This is a genomic window from Defluviitalea raffinosedens (assembly GCF_016908775.1).
Lineage (GTDB): Bacteria > Bacillota > Clostridia > Lachnospirales > Defluviitaleaceae > Defluviitalea > Defluviitalea raffinosedens.
On the sequence record NZ_JAFBEP010000046.1, the window covers coordinates 1 to 1,989 of the forward strand.

2 protein-coding genes are annotated in these 1,989 nt (G+C 29.4%); both read left to right on the plus strand.

Annotated elements, in window-relative coordinates:
• The first annotated feature begins 574 nt into the window (after positions 1-574).
• Positions 575-1,426 (plus strand): CPBP family intramembrane glutamic endopeptidase, encoded by an 852-nt coding sequence (locus tag JOD07_RS15225; RefSeq protein WP_204614647.1) that lies wholly within the window; start codon positions 575-577, stop codon positions 1,424-1,426.
• Between the two features lie 204 nt (positions 1,427-1,630).
• Positions 1,631-1,972 (plus strand): hypothetical protein, encoded by a 342-nt coding sequence (locus JOD07_RS15230; protein WP_204614649.1) that lies wholly within the window; start codon positions 1,631-1,633, stop codon positions 1,970-1,972.
• Positions 1,973-1,989 lie beyond the last annotated feature (17 nt).

Genomic DNA, 1,989 nt, shown 5'->3' on the forward strand with positions numbered 1-1,989 from the left:
TGTTTTGCTTTGACCTCATTTTTGACAACCTCCTGTTAGTATTATTTTACTAAACTAGTGTGTGATTGTCCAAATGGGTTAGGGGGATTAAGAGGAAATTCAGTACATTACTTAACTCACCAACCAAAGCTAAAGCGATGGCTAATCCTAAAATCTTACTCCCAATTTTACTTCTCATGTGTACTCCTTTCTAGTCTAGTCAGCTTAATCATTTGTAAAATTACCATAATATTTATGGTGTTTTCAGTAAAGCAACTTTCACATTATAAGATATTAACACATTATTGTAAACTAAATTTTTATAATTAAATTATTTAAAACTATAACAATAAAAACCAATATTAATTATCAACAGGTATACATTATGGCCAATCGAGTCATATGAGCACAACGTTTTGATAACATCAAATTTTTTCTTGAATTTGAGAACTTTAGTATATATTTACGTATATATATAATATTATTATAATGTAATTTAAAGATATAGGGGAAATTCTAGATATCTTCTACTGATATTCATTGGATAAAATGTTTCTACTCTTTATATAAAGAGATAATAAGGAGGAAAAGGGAAATGAAAACAAAAAAGATGATTTTATCCATTGTATTCAGCATATTGATCCTGATTATATCTCAAATATTAGCAGTATTAATTGCTGAGGCTTTGCTTAAGGTTAAAGTACCAGAATTTGCTTGCAATATTATATGTGGTATTTTGTATATTCTATTTACCTACTATTTAATTAAATTACTATGTAAAAAATATTTAAACGATGAACTGGGCAATTATTATATTACAAAATTTAAACTGGAGTCTAAATGGGTAGTTGTTGCGATTTTTTTGCCGGTTATAGTAACTGTATGTTTTTTCTTATTTAATGGAACCTTTGAGCAAAATGCGATGGATTTGAATTCGAAATTAAGTATATTGAGTAGAGGAATTTTTTTTACAGGCCTTGGAGCGGGAATTACTGAGGAAATGGTTTTTCGTGGAATAATGTTAAATGTTGTAGAAAAAAAATTTAATAAAAAAGTTGCAATCATTATACCTTCTCTTTTGTTCGGTATTGCACATCTTATTGGGATCAATTTTAGTTTGCTGAATTGGGCATTGGTGATTATTGCAGGAACAATGGCAGCAATTATGTTGGCGCTTATTACCTATGAATCCAAGTCTATCTGGAATAGCGCTATTGTTCATGCTGTTTGGAATTTTGTGATTATTGGTGGAGTGATCAGCGTTGGTACAGAATTAAATCATTATTCTTTGTACAGTTATATATTGGAAAGTAAGTCCTTTGCTTTGACAGGAGGGGAGTTCGGAATTGAAGCATCTATTATAGCAGTATCAGGGTACTGCTTGGTTAGTTTATTAATACTATTAGCAAACCGAAAGAAAAGTAAAGACAGATTATATGAAATCTGAGTTTACAATGAAATGCACGAGATCTAAGATACATGATATAGTATTTAATGATTTGAGGAGCTGAAAGAGATATTTAATTATGTGGAACGTTAAGATATTTTTTAAAAAATTTAATATAATGGATATAATTGATGTAAAATGTTGTATAATTGTGGAATGAACTTAATTGACAACATCAAAAAGGTGATAAGTGTGAGAAAAATAATGAGTTTAATGATAAGCCTAGTAATGTTTTTTAGTATACCTGCTTGTGGTGATAATATTAAGAATATCAATGTGATAGATGTAGAATCCAAAATATATACTGAGGATGATATTCATTCTGCTATTCAAATTATTTTAGAAGAGTTTAACAAAAGTTGGAATGGGTGCACATTAAAAGAAATATATTATGCAGGAGATGAGACTTGTCAGGACTATCAAGATTGGGCAGACAGAAATGGGGCCGATGAAGCTATTGTTTTATTGTTGGATTTATGTCAATATAGTAGACACAAAAACTCAAATTTTTATGCAGTTTTTCTTAAAGCATCTTCAAGCTGTTGAGGAGTCATATAACCGAT

Bases quoted from the DNA above. Each gene is read 5' to 3' on its own strand.
- JOD07_RS15225 (WP_204614647.1), top strand. From the start codon at position 575: ATGAAAACAAAAAAGATGATTTTATCCATTGTATTCAGCATATTGATC.
- JOD07_RS15230 (WP_204614649.1), top strand. From the start codon at position 1,631: ATGAGTTTAATGATAAGCCTAGTAATGTTTTTTAGTATACCTGCTTGT.